Consider the following 18,141-nt stretch of genomic DNA (forward strand, 5'->3'; position numbering starts at 1 on the left):
ACCCCTTACAGCTTCATCAGGCTGGCGTCGTCGACCGATGCCGAGTGACGGGAGCGGTACATCATCACGATGATCGCCAGTCCGACCACGACCTCGGCCGCGGCGACGACCATGACGAAGAACGCCATGATCTGGCCGTCGAGATTGCCGTGAATGCGGGAGAAGGCGACCAGGGTCAAGTTCGCCGCGTTCAGCATCAGTTCGATGCACATGAACACAACGATCGCGTTCCGCCTGATCAGCACTCCGGCGGCGCCGATGGTGAACAGCACCGCGGCGAGATAGACGTAGTTGACGGGGCTCACTTGGCGGCCTCCTCTTCGCGGGCGTCCCGCCCGTCCCGCCGGGCGTCGTCGCGGGCCTTGCGGGCCTCACGGCCGCCCTGCCCCGCGTCGTCGGCGTCGTCCACGTCCCGCTCCGGGTCGTGCGGTTCGCCGTACATCCGCCCGGTGTGCTCGGTCTGGCCGTGGCTGTCCGCGGTGCGCTGCTCCAGCGCGGCGACGCGGTGCAGCGCCTCGGGGCCGACCTCGCGCATCTGACCGCGGTTGCGCAGCGTCGCGCTGACGGTCAGGTCGGACGGGGTGCCGTCGGGCAGCAGGCCGGGGCGGTCGACGGCGTTGTGCCGCGCGTACACACCGGGCGCGGGCAGCGGCGGCAGCTGCTTGCCGCTCCTGACGCGCTCCTCGGCCTGTTCGCGCTGCGTCTTGCTCTTCTCGATGCGCTCGCGGTGCGTCAGCAGCGTCGCGCCGACGGCGGCGACGGTGAGCAACGCGCCCACGACCTCGAAGGCGACGACGTACTTGGTGAACAGCAGCGTGGCCAGCGCCGGTACGTTCCCGCCGGCGTTGGCCTGCCCGAGACCCTCGAAGGAACGCACCGCGGCCTGGCCGAGTCCTGCGACGAGCAGGACGCCCAGGCCGAGTCCGCAGGCCGCCGCGAGCCAGCGCTGACCCTTGAGCGTCTCCTTGAGGGAGTCGGCGGTGCTCACGCCGACCAGCATCAGCACGAAGAGGAAGAGCATCATCACGGCGCCGGTGTAGACGACGATCTGCACGATGCCCAGGAAGTACGCGCCGTTGGCGAGGTAGAAGAGCGCCAGGATCACCATCGTCCCCGCGAGGCACAGCGCCGAGTGCACCGCGCGCCGCAGCAGCACGGTGCCGAGCGCGCCGAGCACGGCGACCGTGCCCAGCACCCAGAACGCCGCCGTCTCGCCCGCCGAGGTCGATGTGGCGGCGAGGACGGCCGGGCCGGCTGAGGCCTGCGTGGCGGACATGGCTGGCAGTACGGCCATGGTCACCGGCCCTCCTTCGAGTCGTTCCCGGAGCGGTTGCCCTCGGCCCGTACGGCAGTGCCCGCTTCGCCGGTGTCGGCCTCAGCGGCGTCCCGCGCGGAGGGGTCGACTCCGTCGGCCTGGGAGCCGACCGGGGCGTCGGTGACCAGCGGCTGGGCGGCGGGCTCCGCGGACCCGAAGTCCCGGGCCGACTCCTGCGGGTCACCGGTGTCGGTCACGGTCTGCTGCTCCGCGCCGGGTGCGGCCTCGGTCACCAGCCCGCGGTAGTAGTCCTTCTCCGTCATGCCCGGGAAGATCGCGTGCGGGGAGTCGACCATGCCCTCCTCCAGGCCCGCGAGCAGCTCCTTCTTGGTGTAGATGAGCGATTCGCGGGAGGAGTCGGCCAGTTCGTAGTCGTTCGTCATCGTCAGCGCGCGCGTGGGGCACGCCTCGACGCACAGGCCGCACAGGATGCAGCGCAGGTAGTTGATCTGGTACACGCGGCCGTAGCGCTCACCCGGCGAGTAGCGCTCCTCGTCGGTGTTGTCCGCGCCCTCGACGTAGATGGCGTCCGCCGGACAGGCCCATGCGCACAGCTCGCAGCCGATGCACTTCTCGAGCCCGTCGGGGTGCCGGTTGAGCTGGTGGCGGCCGTGGAAGCGCGGTGCCGTCGGCTTCTTGTACTCCGGGTACTGCTCGGTCAGCCGCTTCTTGAACATGTCCTTGAAGGTCACGCCGAAGCCGGCCACGGAGCTGCGCGGGGTCTTGGGATGCAAGCCCTGTGCTTCGTTGTCAGGCACCGTCGGCCTCCTTTCCGTCAGTTTTCTGGGCGGCCCGGCCGCCCTTGCCCTTCTCGCCCGCCTCGCCCGCGGATTCCGGCGCACCGGACGGCCCGACCAGCGCACGGTCGAGGCGCGAGGGGCGCCGTGGCACCGGCGGCAGGGTCTGACCGGGCAGCGGCGGTACGGGGAAGCCGCCCGCCATCGGATCGAAGACCTCGGACTCCGCCTTCTTCTGGGCGGCTTCCTCCTCCGCCTCCTCCTTGCGTCCGCGGAAGACGTCGACGACGAAGGAGATCAGGAGGATCGCGATGGCCGCGCCCGCGACCCAGTAGACGATCCCCGCGAAGTCGTAACCCTCGTTGCGCATCGCCCGCACGGTGGCGACGAGCATCAGCCACACCAGGGAGACGGGGATGAGGACCTTCCAGCCCAGCTTCATGAACTGGTCGTAGCGCACACGCGGGAGCGTGCCGCGGATCCAGACGAAGAAGAAGATCAGGGCGCACACCTTGAGGAAGAACCAGAGCAGCGGCCACCAGCCGTGGTTGGCGCCCTCCCAGTACGTGGAGATCGGCGCCGGAGCCCGCCAGCCGCCCAGGAACAGGGTGGCCGCGAGGGCGGAGAGCGTCACGATGTGCACGTACTCGGCGAGCATGAACAGCGCGAACTTGATCGAGCTGTACTCGGTCTGGTAGCCCGCGACCAGGTCGCCCTCGGACTCCGGCATGTCGAACGGCGCGCGGTGCGCCTCGCCGACCATCGAGACCATGTAGATCAGGAACGACACCGGCAGCAGACCCACGAACCAGGTGTCCTGCTGTGCGTCCACGATCGCCGACGTCGACATCGAGCCGGAGTAGAGGAAGACCGCCGCGAAGCTGAGGCCCATCGCGATCTCGTAGCTGATGACCTGCGCGGTGGCGCGGACGGCGCCGAGCAGCGGGTACGTCGAGTTCGACGACCAGCCCGCGAGGACCACGCCGTACGCGCCGATGGACGCGGTGGCGAGAATGTACAGCGCCGCCACCGGAAGGTCGGTGAGCTGCATCGCCGTACGGGTGCCGAAGATGGACACCTCGTTGCCGGGCGGCCCGAAAGGGATCACGGCGATCGCCATGAACGCGGGGATGGCACCCAGGACCGGCGCGAGCAGGTACACGACCTTGTCGGCGCCCTTGACGACGACGTCTTCCTTCAGCATCAGCTTGATGCCGTCGGCGAGCGACTGGAGCATGCCCCACGGGCCGTGCCGGTTCGGGCCGACGCGCAGCTGCATCCACGCGACGACCTTGCGCTCCATGACGATGGAGATCAGCACCGTCACCATCAGGAACGCGAAGCAGAAGACGGCCTTGAGCGCGATCAGCCAGATCGGGTCGTTGCCGAAGACCGAGAGGTCCTCCTCGGCGAGGAGGACCGTTCCGGTGCCGGTGCCGGTCATGCGGTCACCTCCCCGGTGCGGGCGCGTGCGCGAGCGCTGCGCGCGCTGTACCGGTCCGTGACGAGCGCGCTCACGCGCTCACCTCCTCTTGTACGTGGCCGCGCTGCGCGCGGCGCGCGAACCCGCTCCGAGAGCGCGGGCTCCAGGGCCGTCGGCCCGGCAACTCCCCACGCGGGACGCGTGATTCGCGGCGGGGAAGTCACGTGTCGCACGCAGCGCGCAGCGGTCGCTGCCGCGCCCGCCACGGGCCTCGCGGTGGGCCGCAAGGGCGCGCGGTCCGCGAGCGCAGTCGCCGGTGCCGCAGGAGCCGGGTCCAGGCGCGCGGAGTGCGCGCCGCGCCACGTGAAGAGCCGCATTGTCATGCGCCGGCCCCCTCGGGCTGTGCCGCCGTACCGACCGCGATGCGGACCAGCTCGCCCGGCAGGGCGCCGGTGTCCGCCTGGACGCCACCGCCCACGGAGTTCAGCGGAAGCCACACGACGCGGTCCGGCATCTGTGTGATCTCCAGCGGGAGCTGGACGCTGCCCAGCGGCCCGGAGACCGAGAGCATGCCGCCGTCCGCGACGCCCGCCTCGGCGGCCGTGGCCCTGGAGAGCCGGGCGCGGGCGGGGTGCCTGGTGCCGGCGAGTGCCTCGTCGCCGTCCTGGAGCCGGCCCTGGTCGAGCAGCAGCCGGTGTCCGGCGAGCACCGCCTCGCCCTTGCCCGCCAGCGGCGTGGAGGAAGCGGCACCCGCGGTGCCACTGCCCCGGGTAAAGGAGTCGGCGGAGCGCTCGATTTCCCACTGGCCGAGCCTGTCGATCTCGCCGCGGATCGTCCGTACGTCCGGCAGACCCAGGTGCACGTCGAGGGCGTCGGCGAGCATGTGCAGCACCCGCGCGTCCGGCTGTACGTGCCGGCGCGTCATCTGGTCCGCCTTCAGCGAGGCCTCGAACGGCCTTACGCGGCCCTCCCAGTTGAGGAAGGTGCCCGCCTTCTCGGCGACCGCGGAGACGGGGAGGACGACGTCCGCCCGGTCGGTGACCTCGCTCGGCCGCAGCTCCAGGCTGACGAGGAAGCCCACCTCGTCCAGCGCCTGAGCCGCACGCGCCGGGTCCGGCAGATCGGCCAACTCGACGCCGCCGACGACCAGCGCCGCCAGCTCACCGTCGACCGCGGCATCGATGATGGCGGCCGTGTCGCGGCCGGGCCCGGCCGGCAGTCCGGCGAGCCCCCAGGCGCGCGCGACCTCCTCACGGGCGCGGGCGTCGGACACGGGACGGGCACCGGGCAGCAGCGTCGGCAGCGCGCCCGCCTCGATGGCGCCGCGCTCACCGGCACGGCGCGGAATCCACACCAGCCGGGCGCCGGTGGCGGCGCTCGTACGTACGGCCGCGGTCAGGGCGCCGGGCACCGCCGCCAGCCGTTCGCCGACGATGATCAGCGAGCCCTCGGCGCGCAGCGCGTCGGCCGCGGTCCCGCCGGCCTCGTCGAGCCCGACCCGGCCGGACAGTGCGTCCAGCCACTCGGACTCCGTGCCGGGCGCGGCCGGCAGCAGCGTGCCGCCCGCCTTCTCCAGACCGCGGGTGGCGTGCGAGGCGAGGGAGAAGGTGCGCTGGCCGTGCTTGCGCATGCCCTTGCGCAGTCGCAGGAAGACGCCGGGCGCCTCCTCCTCGGCCTCGAAGCCGACGAGCAGGACGGCGGGCGCGGCCTCCAGGGCGCTGTTGGTGATTCCCGTCCCTCCCCCACTGCCTCCGGCGTGGGCGGTACCCCCAAGGTCGAGGCCGTGCCCGGCGACCTTTTCGGTCAGGAAGGCGGCCTCCTCACGGGAGTGGACACGCGCCCGGAAGTCGATGTCGTTGGTGCCGAGCGCCACCCGCGCGAACTTCGCGTACGCGTAGGCGTCCTCGACGGTGACACGGCCGCCGGTCAGCACACCGGCCTGTCCGCGTGCACCTGCCAGCCCCCGGGCGGCGGCCTCCAGCGCCTCCGGCCAGCTCGCCGGGGCGAGTTCGCCGTCGTCGCCGCGCACCAGCGGCGTGGTGAGGCGGTCGGGGCGCTGTGCGTAGCGGAACCCGAAGCGGCCCTTGTCGCAGATCCACTCCTCGTTGACCTCGGGGTCGTGGCCGGCCATCCGGCGCATGACCTTGCCGCGCCTGTGGTCCGTACGGGTCGCGCATCCGCTCGAGCAGTGCTCGCAGACCGACGGCGAGGAGACCAGGTCGAAGGGGCGCGAACGGAAGCGGTACGCCGCCGAAGTGAGCGCGCCCACCGGGCAGATCTGGATCGTGTTGCCGGAGAAGTACGACTGGAAGGGCTCACCCTCGCCCGTACCGATCTGCTGCAGCGCACCGCGCTCCAGCATCTCGATCATCGGGTCGCCCGCGATCTGGTTGGAGAAGCGGGTGCAGCGCGCGCACAGCACACACCGCTCGCGGTCGAGCAGCACCTGGTCGGAGATCGGCACCGGCTTGGCGAAGGTGCGCTTGGCGCCCTCGAATCGGGAGTCGGCCGAGCCCGTGGACATCGCCTGGTTCTGCAGGGGGCACTCGCCGCCCTTGTCGCAGACGGGGCAGTCCAGCGGGTGGTTGATGAGCAGCAGCTCCATAACACCGCGCTGCGCCTTCTCCGCCACGGGCGAGGAGAGCTGCGTCTTGACCACCATGCCGTCGGTGCAGGTGATGGTGCAGGATGCCATCGGCTTGCGCTGGCCCTCGACCTCGACGATGCACTGGCGGCAGGCGCCGACCGGGTCCAGCAGCGGGTGGTCGCAGAAGCGCGGGATCTCGATGCCCAGTTCCTCGGCGGCACGGATGACCAGCGTGCCCTTCGGCACGGAGATCTCGGCTCCGTCGATGGTGAGCGAGACCAGGTCCTCCCGAGGTGGTCCCTCGCCCCCCGAGGAGGTCTTCGCGTCTGTGGTGACTGTCACGCCTTCACCTCCGGGTGAGCGCTCCGGCTGCGGTCGTCGGCCCAGACGGTCGACTTCGCCGGGTCGAAGGGGCAGCCGCCCTCCTCGATGTGCTGCTCGTACTCCTCGCGGAAGTACTGCAGCGACGAGTAGATCGGGGAGGCCGCGCCGTCGCCGAGCGCGCAGAAGGACTTGCCGTTGATGTTGTCCTGGATGTCGTCGATCTTGTCGATGTCGGCCTTCGTGGCCTTGCCGGCCTCGAAGTCGCGCAGCAACTGCACGAGCCAGTACGTGCCTTCGCGGCAGGGTGTGCACTTGCCGCAGGACTCGTGGGCGTAGAACTCCGTCCAGCGCGTGACGGCCCGTACGACGCAGGTCGTCTCGTCGAAGCACTGCAGCGCCTTGGTGCCGAGCATGGAGCCGGCGGCGCCGACGCCCTCGTAGTCCAGCGGCACATCGAGGTGCTCGTCGGTGAGCAGCGGGGTCGAGGAGCCGCCCGGCGTCCAGAACTTCAGCCGGTGGCCGGGGCGCATTCCGCCGCTCACCTCGAGGAGTTCGCGCAGGGTGATGCCGAGCGGTGCCTCGTACTGGCCGGGGCCCGCCACATGCCCGCTGAGCGAATAGAGCGTGAAGCCCGGGGACTTCTCGCTGCCCATGGAGCGGAACCACTCCTTGCCCCTGTTCATCAGGGCGGGCACCGAGGCGATGGACTCGACGTTGTTGACGACGGTCGGGCACGCGTAGAGGCCGGCGACGGCGGGGAACGGCGGTCGCAGCCTGGGCTGTCCGCGCCGCCCCTCCAGGGAGTCCAGCAGCGCCGTCTCCTCACCGCAGATGTACGCGCCCGCGCCCGCGTGCACGGTCAGCTCCAGGTGCTTGCCCTCGCCCAGGGCGTTCCTGCCGAGGAGCCCCGCCTCGTACGCCTCGCGCACGGCGAGGTGCAGGCGCCGCAGCACCGGCACGACCTCGCCGCGCAGATAGATGAACGCGTGGGAGGAGCGGATCGCGTGGCAGGCGATGACGATGCCCTCGATGAGGGAGTGCGGGTTGGCGAACATCAGCGGGATGTCCTTGCATGTGCCCGGCTCCGACTCGTCGGCGTTGACGACGAGGTAGTGCGGCTTGTCGTCGCCCTGCGGGATGAACTGCCACTTCATGCCCGTGGGGAAGCCCGCGCCGCCGCGGCCGCGCAGACCGGCGTCCTTCACGTACGCGATGACGTCGTCCGGCGGCATGGCCAGTGCCTTCTTCAAGCCCTCGTATCCGTCGTGGCGCCGCTTGTACGTCTCCAGGGACCATGCTTCGGGCTCGTCCCAGTACGCGGAGAGGACCGGCGTGAGCAGCTTCTCCGGGGATTCCGTCGCCATCACTCGCTCTCCTCCTCCGACCCGGGCCGTACCGGGCCCGAGTCGCTGGCCGGATCCGACGCGGACGTCGACTGGGGCAGATCGTGCGAACTGGGGTGGCTCTCCGGGGCTTCCTCGCCGGGGAGCGGCACCGGCTGTTCGGCGGGACCGGCCGGGCCGCGCGGGTGCGCGAGCCTGCCCGGGGGCGCCTCTCCCCTGGCCAGCCGCAGCCCGGCGAGGGACGGTTCACCGCCGCCGCCGGTGGCCTCGGCGGCGCCGGGGCGCTCGTCGGGGAAGCCGGCGAGGATGCGCGCGGTCTCCTTGAAGGTGCACAGCGGCGCGCCTCGCGTCGGCAGGACCTCACGTCCGGCGCGCAGATCGTCGACGATCCGGCGGGCCGACTCGGGCGTCTGGTTGTCGAAGAACTCCCAGTTGACCATCACCACGGGGGCGTAGTCGCAGGCGGCGTTGCACTCGATGTGCTCGAGGGTGACCTTGCCGTCCTCGGTGGTCTCGCTGTTGCCGACGCCCAGGTGCTCCTTCAGGTCGTCGAAGATGGCGTCGCCGCCCATCACCGCGCAGAGCGTGTTGGTGCAGACGCCCACCTGGTAGTCGCCGGAGGGCTTGCGCCGGTACATGGAGTAGAACGTCGCGACGGCGTTCACCTCCGCCGTCGTCAGCTCCAGCATCTCGGCGCAGAAGCGCTGCCCGGTGGGCGTGACATGGCCCTCCTCGGACTGGACGAGGTGCAGCAGCGGCAGCAGCGCGGAGCGGCTGTCGGGGTAGCGCGCGATGATCTCCCGTGCGTCCGGCTCCAGCCGCTCACGTACGTCGGCCGGATAGTCCGGCGCCGGCATCGCGGGGATGCCGAGCATCGGTGCTTCGGGGGCGCTGCCCCGGTCGGGCGCGGTGGTCATCGGTCGACGCCTCCCATCACGGGGTCGATGGACGCCACGGCCACGATCACGTCGGCCACCTGGCCGCCTTCGCACATCGCCGCCATGGCTTCGAGGTTGGTGAAGGAGGGGTCGCGGAAGTGCACGCGGTACGGGCGGGTGCCGCCGTCGCTCACGGCGTGCACGCCGAGTTCGCCCTTCGGGGACTCCACCGCCGCGTACGCCTGCCCCGGCGGGACCCGGAAGCCCTCGGTGACCAGCTTGAAGTGGTGGATCAGGGCCTCCATGGAGGTGCCCATGATGTTCCTGATGTGGTCGAGCGAGTTGCCGAGACCGTCCGGCCCGAGCGCGAGCTGCGCGGGCCAGGCGATCTTCTTGTCGCCGACCATGACCGGTCCGGGCTCCAGGCGGTCGATGCACTGCTCGATGATGCGCAGCGACTGGCGCATCTCCTCCAGGCGCAGCAGGAAGCGCCCGTAGGAGTCACAGGTGTCGACGGTCGGCACCTCGAAGTCGTACGTCTCGTAGCCGCAGTACGGCTGCGACTTGCGCAGGTCGTGCGGGAGACCGGCGGAGCGCAGGATCGGGCCGGTGGCGCCGAGCGCCATGCATCCGGCCAGGTCGAGGTGGCCGATGTCCTGCAGGCGGGCCTTGAAGACGGGGTTGCCGGAGCACAGTGCGTCGTACTCGGGCAGGTTCTTCTTCATCTTCTTCAGGAATTCGCGGAGCGCGTCGACCGTGCCGGGCGGAAGGTCCTGGGCGAGGCCGCCGGGACGGATGAACGCGTGGTTCATTCGCAGACCGGTGATCAACTCGTACAGGTCCAGGACGTGTTCACGGTCGCGGAAGCCGAAGATCATGACGGTGGTGGCGCCGAGCTCCATGCCGCCGGTGGCGATGGCCACCAGGTGGGAGGAGAGCCGGTTCAGCTCCATCAGCAGCACGCGGACGACGTTGGCCCTGTCGGGGATGTCGCCCTCGATGCCGAGCAGCTTCTCGACCGCCATGCAGTACGCCGTCTCGTTGAAGAACGGCGTGAGGTAGTCCATGCGCGTCACGAAGGTCGTGCCCTGCGTCCACGTCCGGTATTCGAGGTTCTTCTCGATGCCGGTGTGCAGGTAGCCGATGCCGCAGCGGGCCTCGGTGACCGTCTCGCCGTCGATCTCCAGGATGAGCCGGAGCACTCCGTGCGTGGAGGGGTGCTGCGGGCCCATGTTGACGATGATCCGCTCGTCGTCGCTCCGGGCGGCAGCGGCGGCGACCTCGTCCCAGTCGCCCCCGGTCACGTCGTAGACGGTGCCCTCGGTGGTCTCGCGGATGCCCGCGGGTGCGTGGGTTGGCGTGCTCATCAGCTGTACGACCTCCGCTGGTCGGGAGCCGGGATCTGGGCGCCCTTGTACTCGACGGGGATGCCGCCGAGCGGGTAGTCCTTGCGCTGCGGATGGCCCTGCCAGTCGTCGGGCATCATGATCCGCGTCAGCGCGGGGTGACCGTCGAAGACGATGCCGAAGAAGTCGTACGTCTCGCGCTCGTGCCAGTCGTTGGTCGGGTAGACCTCGACGATCGAGGGGATGTGCGGATCGCTGTCGGGCGCGCTGACCTCCACGCGGATCACCCGGTTGTGAGTGATCGAACGCAGGTGGTTGACGGCGTGCAGCTCGCGGCCCCTGTCGTCGGGGAAGTGCACGCCGCTGACGCCGGTGCACAGCTCGAAGCGGAGCGCCGGGTCGTCCCGCAGCGTCCGTACGACCTGGAGCAGGTGCTCACGCGCGACGTGGATCGTCATCTCGCCGCGGTCGACCACGGTCTTCTCGATGGCTTCCTCGGGCGCCAGCCCCTGCTCCTCGAGAGCGCCTTCGAGTTCGTCCGCGACCTCGTCGAAACTTCCGTATGCGTCTTCGCCGCGTGGGCCCCCGTAGGGACGGCTGCTCGCGCGGGGCAGCCGGACCGTGCGGACCAGGCCGCCGTAACCGGAGGTGTCGCCGCCGTCGCCGGCGCCGAACATGCCGCGGCGGACGCCGATGACCTCGCCGGGGTCCTGACGGGGCGCGGGCACGGAGCCGTTCGCGCTCTCCCCGTTTCCGTTCTCGCCGTTCGCGCCTGAGTTCTCGGTCACCGAAGGAGCCCCTTCATCTCGATCACCGGGAGCGCCTTGCGCGCCGCCTCCTCCGCCTCGCGGGCGGCCTCTTCGCGGTTGACGCCGAGCTTCTCGCCCTGAACGTGCTTGTGCAGTTTGAGGATCGAGTCCAGCAGCATCTCGGGGCGCGGCGGGCATCCGGGCAGGTAGATGTCGACGGGCACGATGTGGTCGACGCCCTGCACGATCGCGTAGTTGTTGAACATCCCGCCGGACGAGGCGCACACGCCCATGGAGATGACCCACTTCGGGTTCGGCATCTGGTCGTAGACCTGCCGCAGGACCGGAGCCATCTTCTGGCTGACGCGGCCCGCCACGATCATGAGGTCGGCCTGGCGCGGCGATCCGCGGAAGACCTCCATGCCGAAGCGGGCGAGGTCGTAGCGTCCTGCGCCCGTCGTCATCATCTCGATGGCGCAGCAGGCGAGTCCGAAGGTCGCCGGGAACATGGACGACTTGCGCACCCAGCCCGCGGCCTGCTCGACGGTGGTCAGCAGGAAGCCGCTCGGCAGCTTCTCTTCGAGTCCCATTGAGTACCTGCCCCTAATCCCATTCCAGGCCGCCGCGCCGCCAGTCGTAGGCGTACGCGACGCCGATGAGGGCGACGAAAACCAGCATTTCGACAAGGCCGAAGATTCCGAGGGAGTCGAAGTGGACCGCCCACGGGTAGAGAAAGACGATTTCGATGTCGAAGACGATGAAGAGCATCGCCGTCAGGTAGTACTTGACCGGGAATCGCCCGCCGCCCGCCGGCTGCGGAGTGGGCTCGATGCCGCACTCGTACGCCTCCAGCTTGGCCCGGTTGTAGCGCTTGGGGCCGATGACCGATGCCGCGACCACCGAGAAGACCGCGAAACCCGCCGCGATGGCTCCCAGTACAAGGATTGGCGTGTAGGCGTTCACCGCTCCCCGCTCCTTCCAGTCGACCCTGGGGACCCTCCCGGACCGGTGGGCCCTGAGGGACCGTCGACGCTGACTGCCGGCTGTCCGCCGGGCGAATGTCCCGCTCCCATGAAGATCGCTTCTATGTGAGGCAGTTCACAAGCCCTTGCGGGAGGCATCTTATGCCCGGGCCCTGTGATCTGCGACACGGGGTCCCGCTAGGAGTTTGTGATCTCCAACACGCGACGTCGAAGCTGCACGTCAGAGGGGTGATGATCTTCAACTGACGGACCCCGCAAGGCCTTTCCCGACGGCTGCCCGGAAGTGGCCGTACGGGGAGCACGGACGCCTCGCGGCGGGGCGCGGGCGGACACCGGCGAATTCACCTCCGCACCGGCGGACGGACGTCAACCGATACCCGAACGAGACCCGCGCGCAGCAGGAACGAGACCGCGTGAGCGGCGTCCGGGAGGGGGCTTCGGGCAGACGTGCGGGGAGGCGGCCGGGGCTCCGGCCGGGACGCGACCGGGCGCGGACAGGGCACGGACGGGCCGCCGTTCGTGAACGGCGGCACAAACCACCTCTCCTGCCCACTTCCTTCACGCTTCGCGCAACGGTTCCGCACGACCCAAAAGGGATGACAGGGGTTCAAACGCCCATTCATCAACAGAGTTGACAGCGAAGGTGTGACCTGCGCCACAGGGACTGTTGGCAGCTCCTGCCACCTTTGCGCAGGTCGCTCTGCAGGTGATAGAGCCTCGACGCAATGCACCCAATACGGACAACTACGTGGTCACAGGGGCGTAGTTGGACGCCGTCCGTGACCTGACCGAGACCTTGGAAGATCAACTCAGGCTCAACTGGACGAATTCGGGCTCACTGTGGCGCATCGCACCTTCTTTGAACGGATCATCCTCGCCCTGCTATCCATGCCCCATGTCCCGGAACGCTCACATACCCAGACACCGGAAACCCCGCAGCAGCAACGTGAACAAGGCGCTGCGCGCAGGGGCGACGGGTGGCGTCTTGGGAGCGGTCGCCCTCACCACGGCGATCTCCCCGGCGTCCTCGGCAGCCGAGAAGCAGGATGAAGCCGCCGAGACAGTCGAAACGGCTGCGGTCAGCAACTCCGTTGAGGGGTCCACCGCAAAGGCAGCCGACTCGCTCAAGACCAACGCACTCCAGCGCCAGGTGAGCCAGGCCGAGGCCAAGGCCGCCGAGAGCGCGCAGGACTCGGCGAACAAGGCCAAGAAGAAGGCCGAGGCCGCCGAACGCAAGGCCGAGGCGGCCCGTAAGGAGGCCGCCGCATCCCGCGCTTCGCGCACCACCGAGCGCACCGCGCTCTCCGCCGGCAGCGGCAACGTCGCCGGGATGATCAGCTTCCTCAAGGCCCAGGTCGGCAAGTCCTATGTCATGGGCGCCAGCGGGCCTTCCTCCTACGACTGCTCCGGACTGACCCAGGCCGCCTTCAAACAGCTCGGCGTGAGCCTGCCGCGTACCTCCCAGGCGCAGTCCACCGAGGGGACGCCCGTCTCCATGGACTCGCTGCAGGAGGGCGACATGCTCTACTGGGGCGGCGCCGGCAGCGCGTACCACGTGGGCGTCTACGTCGGTGGCGGCAAGTTCATCGGCGCACAGAACAGCTCCACCGGCGTCGTGGAGAAGTCGCTGGACTACGACCCGCCGTCGGGCGCGGTCCGCCTCCAGTGAGGAGCACGACCGCAGCCCGGTAGCCCACAGGCCCCGCACGGACAACGAAGGCCCCACCGCTTGCCGGTGGGGCCTTCGCCAGTCCTCGGGGTCTCGGGTACCCGGGTACTCAGGTCCCGGTACCTGTTCCCGGGCGGGTCAGCGCTGTGGGCCTTGTAGACGATGAAGTCTCCTAGCTGGACGAAGGCCCAGGAGCGGAGCGCGACCCTCCCCCAGCCTCCGGCCGGGAGGTGCCCCCAGGGGCTTGCGGAGCCGTACGCTCTGCCGGATTCCCTTGAGTTCTTCCAGGGAGATCCCGGGCAGAGGTGCGTTCAGCAGCGTCATCCACACCACACGCTGCGCTCGCTGGGCTCGGCTCTGCTGCGGCGGGCGTCACGCACGGACGAAGCGCTGTGGAGCGCGTGAGGCGGGACCGCCTGCCTGGTCGCGCGGGCGCACTTGAGTACGCCGGGCCAGCGTGAGCACGCCGGTCGAGCGTGAACCGCCGGTTACGCGCGCGGCCCGCGGATACGCAGGTCACGCGCGTGGCCGGTGAATTCGTCGGTCAGGCCCGCGGAGCGACCTTGCTGAGGCCGTTGATGACCCGGTCCATCGCGTCGCCACCCGACGGGTCTGTCAGGTTCGCCAGCATCTTCAGCGCGAAGCGCATCAGCAGCGGGTGCGAGAGGCCGCGCTCGGTGGCCACCTTCATCACCTTCGGGTTGCCGATGAGCTTCACGAACGCGCGGCCCAGCGTGTAGTAGCCCCCGTAGGTCTCCTTGAGGATCTTCGGGTAGCGGCGCAGGGCGAGTTCGCGCTGTGCGGGGGTGGCGCGCGCGTGCGCCTGGACGATGGTCTCCGCGGCCACGACGCCCGACTCCATGGCGTACGCGATGCCTTCGCCGTTGAACGGGTTCACCAGGCCGCCCGCGTCTCCGACGAGAAGCAGTCCGCGCGTGTAGTGCGGCTGCCGGTTGAAGGCCATGGGGAGCGCGGCGCCGCGGATGGGGCCCGTCATGTTCTCCGGGGTGTAGCCCCACTCCTCCGGCATGGAGGCCGTCCACGCCTTGAGGATCTCGCGCCAGTCCAGCTCCTTGAAGTCGTCCGAGGTGTTGAGGACGCCCAGGCCGACGTTGCTGGTGCCGTCGCCCATGCCGAACACCCAGCCGTAGCCGGGCAGCAGGCGGTCCTGGCTGCCGCGCCGGTCCCACAGCTCCAGCCAGGACTCCAGGTAGTCGTCGTCGTGGCGCGGGGAGGTGAAGTACGTACGGACGGCGACGCCCATCGGGCGGTCCTCGCGCCTGTGCAGGCCCATCTTGAGGGAGAGGCGCGTGGAGTTGCCGTCGGCGGCGACGACCAGCGGAGCGTGGAAGGTGACCGGGGTCTTCTCCTCGCCGAGCTTCGCGTGGACGCCGGTGATGCGGCCCGCGGAGTTCAGGATCGGCTCACCGACGTTGCAGCGCTCGTACATTCGGGCGCCGGCCTTCTCCGCCTGCCGGGCGAGCTGCTCGTCGAAGTCGTCGCGCTTGCGGACGAGTCCGTAGTCCGGATAGCTGGCCAGCTCCGGCCAGTCGAGTTCGAGACGCCGGCCGCCGCCGATGATGCGCAGCCCCCTGTTGCGCAGCCAGCCGGCCTCCTCGGAGATGTCGATGCCCATGGCGACCAGCTGCTTCGAGGCGCGCGGCGTGAGGCCGTCGCCGCACACCTTCTCGCGCGGGAAGGCGGTCTTCTCCAGCAGCAGGACATCGAGGCCGCTGCGGGCCAGGTGGTAGGCGGTGGTGGCCCCGGCGGGGCCGGCACCTACGACGATCACATCGGCGGTCCGCTCGGAGGTGACGGTGTCAGTCACAAGGACTCCCGCAAAGGCTGGGTACTGGGCAGTTGCAGTCTAAGAGGACGGCTGGGTCCGGCGGTCCGGGGGCGGCCGAGGGCGCGACGGCTCGCGACGGTTGGGACGGGTTGGGACCGCCGAGATGGCCAGGGACGGCCGGGGACGGCTAGGGACGTACGCCGCGGTGCAGGGCCACCACACCGCCCGTCAGATCCCGCCAGGCCACCTTCGCCCAGCCCGCCTGCTGCAGATGACGGGCGAGCGCGGGCTGGTCGGGCCAGGCGCGGATGGACTCGGCGAGATAGACGTACGCGTCAGGGCTGGACGAGACGGCCCTGGCGACCGGCGGCAGCGCCCGCATCAGGTACTCCGAGTAGACGGTCCGGAACGGCGCCCACGTGGGGTGACTGAACTCGCAGATGACGATGCGGCCGCCGGACGCGGTGACCCGGTGCAGCTCCCGCAGCGCGCCGTCCGTGTCCTGCACGTTGCGCAGCCCGAACGAGATCGTCACGGCGTCGAACACGCCGTCGCGGAAAGGCAGCCGCGTCGCGTCGCCGGCGGTGAAGGGCATCCAGGGGTGCCGCTTCTTGCCCTCCGCCAGCATCCCGAGGCTGAAGTCGCACGGCACCGTGTAAGCGCCCGCCGCGGCGAACGGCTGCGAAGAGGTGCCGGTGCCGGCGGCCAGATCCAGGACGCGCTCACCGGGCCGCGCATCGACGGCTCTCGCGACGGCACGCCGCCACAGCCGCGTCTGTCCGAGGGAGAGCACGTCGTTGGTGAGGTCGTACCGCGCGGCGACGTCGTCGAACATCGCGGCGACTTCGTGCGGCTGCTTGTCCAGGGATGCTCGGGTCACGGGCCCCATTGTGTCCCGTCCCCCGGCGCCACGCCCCGCGGGGCCCGCGTTCTGCCGCACCGGGGGCGGCCCTCCCGCGCGCTGGGCGCCCGTGCCCCACGGCATGCGGGGCACGGCGCCCGCAACGGTCCTGCGCCGCGGACGCGATGCTGCGCGGGCTCCCCGACTGCGCAGACCCCGCGCCGACCCCGCGCCGACCCCGCGCCGACGGCGAACGCCCGACCACCCGGGCCACGCATGAGCCGCACCCCGCGCGCCGCACAGGTGCGGCCGACCGCCGGCCCGAGCCCGGCGGTACGAGCAGGTCGAGCCCCAGGAGGCACTGATGCACAGGCCCGGAGCACACAGGGCGGAAGCGCCCAGCGCCCCGGGCCGCACCGGCGAGTTCGGCCCGGACGCCGGCGGCGGAGCCGCCGGACCTCGCGCGCCGCCGGCAGGGACGCGAGACGAGTCCCCGCGGCTGCCGCGGACGCGCCGCAGGCCGCTCAGCGGGCCGCGCACCGCACGCAGCCGCCTCCGACGGCTGAGCGCACTGCGCAAACGGCAACTCCCCAGCCGCACCTGGGCAGCGCAACCGCCGGACCCGCGCGCCGGGAACGGCCAGGGGCGGCCACGCGGGACGTATACGCGCGGTGTGCCAACGCACCCCACACTGCGCGGAGTTCACGCCTTGGCGGGGAGCCCGGCTCCGCCGCGCAGCGGAGCCGCCGGAGTCGGCCAGGGGCGGCCACGCCTCCCGGCCGCGCAGGCATCGGTGCCGGGCTCACCGGCCGGCATGTCCCGCCAGGGACTACTTCGCCTCGATCAGGTTGAGTTCCGGGTGCGCGCTGCCGCCGGCGATCGCCGTCGAGGAGAAGTGCGAGACGACGCGGTCGTCGGCGGGGTCGTCCGCCGGGTCCTCGTGGACGGCCAGATGCTCGTACGTCGTGCTCCGCTGCGCCGGTACCCGGTCCGCGGAACGGATGAGTTCGAGCAGCTCCATCCGGTTCGAACGGTGCTTCGCGCCCGCCGAGGAGACCACGTTCTCCTCCAGCATCACCGAGCCGAGGTCGTCGGCGCCGTAGTGCAGGGAGAGCTGCCCGGCCTCCTTGCCGACCGTCAGCCAGGAGCCCTGGATGTGCGCGACGTTGTCGAAGAAGAGCCGCGCGACGGCGATCAAGCGCAGGTACTCGAAGACGGTGGCCTGCGTCCGGCCCTTCAGGGTGTTGTTCTCCGGCTGGTATGTGTACGGGATGAAGGCGCGGAAGCCGCCCGTGCGGTCCTGCACGTCGCGGATCATCCGCAGGTGCTCGATCCGCTCGGCGTTGGTCTCCCCGGTGCCCATCAGCATCGTCGAGGTGGACTCGACGCCGAGGCCGTGCGCAGTCTCCATGATCTCCAGCCAGCGCTCGCCGGACTCCTTGAGCGGTGCGATGGCCTTGCGCGCCCGCGCGGGCAGCAGCTCCGCGCCCGCGCCGGCGAATGAGTCGAGGCCGGCGGCGTGGATCCGCCGGATCGCCTCCTCGGGCGTCACCCCGGAGATCTTCGCCATGTGCTCGACCTCGGACGCACCGAGCGAGTGGATCACCAGCTCGGGGAAGCGCTCCCTGATCGCCGCGAAGTGCTCCTCGTAGTACTCCACGCCGTAGTCCGGGTGGTGGCCGCCCTGGAACATGATCTGGGTGCCGCCGAGTTCGACCGTCTCGGCGCAGCGGCGGAGGATGTCGTCCAGGTCGCGCGTCCATACGTCCTCGCTCTTCGGCGAGGCGTAGAAGGCGCAGAACTTGCATGCGGTCACGCACGAGTTGGTGTAGTTGATGTTCCGCTCGATGATGTACGTCGCGATGTGCTCCGTACCCGCGTAGCGCTTGCGCCGGGCGGCGTCGGCCGCCGCGCCGAGGGCGTGCAGAGGAGCCGAGCGGTACAGGTCGAGTGCTTCCTCGGGGGTGATGCGGGCGCCGTCGGCGGCACGGTCGAGCACGGACTGACGGTCGGCGGTCTCAGGCACCGGGGCGTCCCTCCGAAAGTGGCGGTTGGGCCTTCTTGGACAAGCAGGGTCTGACCCGGCCAGCGTACGCCAGCGGCTCGTGCCGCCTTCCGGAGCGGGTCCTCGCCCTCAGCTCGCCTCCCCAAGTCCCG

Annotated in this window: 15 protein-coding genes; 1 reads left to right on the plus strand and 14 read right to left on the minus strand. The window is 70.6% G+C overall.

The window, feature by feature from the left end:
- Positions 1–5 precede the first annotated feature (5 nt).
- The 11 genes from nuoK to ACSMXX_RS12470 all read right to left on the minus strand — a co-directional run bounded on the left by nuoK (position 6) and on the right by ACSMXX_RS12470 (position 11,665).
- Complete coding sequence (nuoK, locus tag ACSMXX_RS12420; protein WP_028437880.1) at positions 6–305, minus strand: NADH-quinone oxidoreductase subunit NuoK; 300 nt, start codon at positions 303–305, stop codon at positions 6–8.
- Positions 302–1,294 (minus strand): NADH-quinone oxidoreductase subunit J, encoded by a 993-nt coding sequence (locus ACSMXX_RS12425; protein ID WP_473184080.1) that lies wholly within the window; start codon positions 1,292–1,294, stop codon positions 302–304. Before ACSMXX_RS12425 ends, nuoK begins: the two co-directional genes overlap by 4 nt.
- A 2-nt stretch (positions 1,295–1,296) precedes the next feature.
- Positions 1,297–1,992, minus strand: coding sequence for an NADH-quinone oxidoreductase subunit NuoI (gene nuoI, locus ACSMXX_RS12430; protein WP_473184753.1), 696 nt, complete (start codon positions 1,990–1,992; stop codon positions 1,297–1,299).
- A gap of 73 nt (positions 1,993–2,065) precedes the next feature.
- A complete protein-coding gene (gene nuoH / locus ACSMXX_RS12435; RefSeq protein ID WP_473184081.1) occupies positions 2,066–3,496 on the minus strand; it encodes an NADH-quinone oxidoreductase subunit NuoH in 1,431 nt (476 codons plus the stop codon).
- A gap of 358 nt (positions 3,497–3,854) precedes the next feature.
- Positions 3,855–6,404 carry an NADH-quinone oxidoreductase subunit G gene (locus ACSMXX_RS12440; protein WP_473184082.1) on the minus strand — a complete coding sequence of 850 codons (2,550 nt, stop codon included), beginning with the start codon at positions 6,402–6,404 and terminating at the stop codon, positions 3,855–3,857.
- Positions 6,401–7,750 (minus strand): NADH-quinone oxidoreductase subunit NuoF, encoded by a 1,350-nt coding sequence (nuoF, locus tag ACSMXX_RS12445; RefSeq protein WP_473184083.1) that lies wholly within the window; start codon positions 7,748–7,750, stop codon positions 6,401–6,403. The genes ACSMXX_RS12440 and nuoF overlap by 4 nt, the downstream gene beginning before the upstream one ends.
- Positions 7,750–8,646: an NADH-quinone oxidoreductase subunit NuoE gene (nuoE, locus tag ACSMXX_RS12450; protein ID WP_473184084.1), complete on the minus strand. Its 897-nt coding sequence runs from the start codon at positions 8,644–8,646 to the stop codon at positions 7,750–7,752. The genes nuoF and nuoE overlap by 1 nt, the downstream gene beginning before the upstream one ends.
- On the minus strand, positions 8,643–9,974 hold the full coding sequence (locus ACSMXX_RS12455) for an NADH-quinone oxidoreductase subunit D (protein WP_473184085.1): 1,332 nt from the start codon (positions 9,972–9,974) through the stop codon (positions 8,643–8,645). The genes nuoE and ACSMXX_RS12455 overlap by 4 nt, the downstream gene beginning before the upstream one ends.
- Complete coding sequence (locus tag ACSMXX_RS12460; protein ID WP_473184086.1) at positions 9,974–10,741, minus strand: NADH-quinone oxidoreductase subunit C; 768 nt, start codon at positions 10,739–10,741, stop codon at positions 9,974–9,976. The genes ACSMXX_RS12455 and ACSMXX_RS12460 overlap by 1 nt, the downstream gene beginning before the upstream one ends.
- On the minus strand, positions 10,738–11,292 hold the full coding sequence (locus tag ACSMXX_RS12465) for a NuoB/complex I 20 kDa subunit family protein (RefSeq protein WP_473184087.1): 555 nt from the start codon (positions 11,290–11,292) through the stop codon (positions 10,738–10,740). Before ACSMXX_RS12465 ends, ACSMXX_RS12460 begins: the two co-directional genes overlap by 4 nt.
- A 13-nt stretch (positions 11,293–11,305) precedes the next feature.
- A complete protein-coding gene (locus ACSMXX_RS12470) occupies positions 11,306–11,665 on the minus strand; it encodes an NADH-quinone oxidoreductase subunit A (RefSeq protein WP_473184088.1) in 360 nt (119 codons plus the stop codon).
- A 915-nt stretch (positions 11,666–12,580) separates the two neighbouring features.
- Here ACSMXX_RS12470 and ACSMXX_RS12475 point away from each other — a divergent pair.
- Positions 12,581–13,354 (plus strand): C40 family peptidase, encoded by a 774-nt coding sequence (locus tag ACSMXX_RS12475; RefSeq protein ID WP_473184089.1) that lies wholly within the window; start codon positions 12,581–12,583, stop codon positions 13,352–13,354.
- Between the two features lie 544 nt (positions 13,355–13,898).
- Here the strand turns inward: ACSMXX_RS12475 and ACSMXX_RS12480 are convergent.
- The 3 genes from ACSMXX_RS12480 to mqnC form a co-directional block, all read right to left on the minus strand.
- Complete coding sequence (locus ACSMXX_RS12480; protein WP_473184090.1) at positions 13,899–15,182, minus strand: geranylgeranyl reductase family protein; 1,284 nt, start codon at positions 15,180–15,182, stop codon at positions 13,899–13,901.
- Between the two features lie 148 nt (positions 15,183–15,330).
- Positions 15,331–16,023, minus strand: coding sequence for a demethylmenaquinone methyltransferase (locus ACSMXX_RS12485; RefSeq protein WP_473184091.1), 693 nt, complete (start codon positions 16,021–16,023; stop codon positions 15,331–15,333).
- Positions 16,024–16,813: 790 nt separating this feature from the next.
- On the minus strand, positions 16,814–18,010 hold the full coding sequence (gene mqnC, locus ACSMXX_RS12490) for a cyclic dehypoxanthinyl futalosine synthase (RefSeq protein ID WP_473184092.1): 1,197 nt from the start codon (positions 18,008–18,010) through the stop codon (positions 16,814–16,816).
- Between the last annotated feature and the right edge of the window lie 131 nt (positions 18,011–18,141).

The sequence above is a fragment of the Streptomyces sp. DSM 116795 genome (assembly GCF_055792905.1).